The organism is Barnesiella sp. CU968, assembly GCF_905219685.1.
Taxonomy (GTDB): domain Bacteria; phylum Bacteroidota; class Bacteroidia; order Bacteroidales; family Muribaculaceae; genus Lepagella; species Lepagella muris_A.
The window spans coordinates 1-1697 of the sequence record NZ_CAJMXD010000515.1 but is presented as its reverse complement, the minus strand read 5'-3'; the positions used below and the strand labels follow the sequence as shown (position 1 = coordinate 1697).

1 protein-coding gene is annotated in these 1697 nt (G+C 45.2%); it reads left to right on the top strand.

Features of this window, described 5'->3' with window-relative positions; genetic code table 11:
• Nucleotides 1-891, top strand: an 891-nt coding sequence (locus JX312_RS13255) for a DUF1848 domain-containing protein (protein WP_204458388.1), incomplete at its 5' end; no start/stop codon positions are given.
• Between the last annotated feature and the right edge of the window lie 806 nt (nucleotides 892-1697).

Sequence of the window (1697 nt, the reverse complement as noted above, 5' to 3'; positions counted from 1 at the left end):
GTGGTGAATTATGTGTCGTTTGAAAGAGTGCGGTTTATTGTATTCTGGTCGAAGAATCCGGCTCCCCTTATTCCTTATCTTGACAGATTAAAGAAACGGGGAATAGGTTGCTATATCCAGTATACGCTCAATGATTATGAGGCGGAGGGACTAGAACCCGGTGTGCCCGCAACCGGACAGCGCGTTGAGACCTTCCGCCGACTGGTGGAGGTTCTTAGTGCGCATGGCGTGGTGTGGCGGTTCGATCCGATGATTCTGACAGATAAAATCGGGATCAGTGAACTCTTGCAGAAAGTCAGTTTTTTGGCGGAGAAACTACATGGCTATACCGATACACTTGTTTTCAGTTTTGCCGACATAGCCGGTTATCGCAAAGTCGGGCGCAATCTCGCGGCGAATGGAATCGGTTATGAGGAATGGACGGAGGTCGGGATGAGGGAATTTGCCTTGCGACTTTCTCAACTTAACAAAGAATCTAGATGGAATCTGAAACTGCGCACCTGTGCCGAGAGAATTGACTTGTCGGAGTTCGGTATAGAGCATAGTCGATGTGTAGATGATGAGCGTATTGCTCGTATCGCCAATCGTGATGCTTGCCTTATGACGGAACTTGGATTGCGAATACATGAACAGTCGCCCGGTCTGTTCGGAGAGATCGAGATGCTTCCAGCCGGAGCCATCTTTATGCCGGAAGGGCGGTATGCCATGTGTATCGCCAATAGAAAAGATTCTGGTCAGCGCCAGCTCTGCGGCTGCATCAAATCGAAGGACATTGGACAGTATGACACGTGCCCGCATGGATGCCTTTACTGCTACGCCAATACCTCATCCGAATCAGCAAGTCGAAATTATCATCGGCATAATCCCGATACCGAAACGATTATATCTTAAACAGCCCTATTGAAAATGTTGAAGTTACTCACCTATGACTCATTACTGGCGGAAGCGTCAGAGTATATACTGAGCCTTCCGGAAACTAAGCAAAAAGAATTGAAGGAAAATCTTTCTCATGGGAAAGCTCTCCTGAAAAGCAAGGATCAAATGAAAGCCTATCTACATCATTATGGCCAGATGCATCGTGAGAAACTCCTGCGTGCATATAAGCACATTCCCTCAGATTTTTTGAAGTCTTCATTTTCGGTGATAGACTGGGGCTGCGGCCAAGGTCTGGCATCAATGGTATTGAGTGAATATGTGCCGAATGAAGACATTGTGACAGACTTTATATTAATTGAACCTTCTGTACTGTGCTTGTCACAGGCGAATGCCAACCTCACATGGAGCAATCCTAAGAGTNTGGTTGATGTACTTAGGAAGCGTGAGGAAGAAGTTGAAGCCACTGATATATGTGTTCAAGAACGCAAAGTGCTTCATTTATTGTCAAATGTAGTGGATATGCCTGAATTTTCGGGTAATGGGATTCGCCGGTTTGTCTTTGCCAATATCAACCTTAATCATCTTATCATAGGAGTGAGTCCATTTTACCCTGAAGAAGGTCGAGGAAAGAGGATGGATGAATTTGCGGAATCACTCAATGGCTTCAAGAAGGTGTATTCTTTCCAGAAACATATTGATGATTGGGATAAAAACTATAGTTGTCAAATTCGGGTTCTATCAAACCTGTGGCGTCCTGAAAAATATTGACGGGTCAGAGGGTTTGAGATTATGAATGAATGTTAAACAGTCCGAAGACTGTG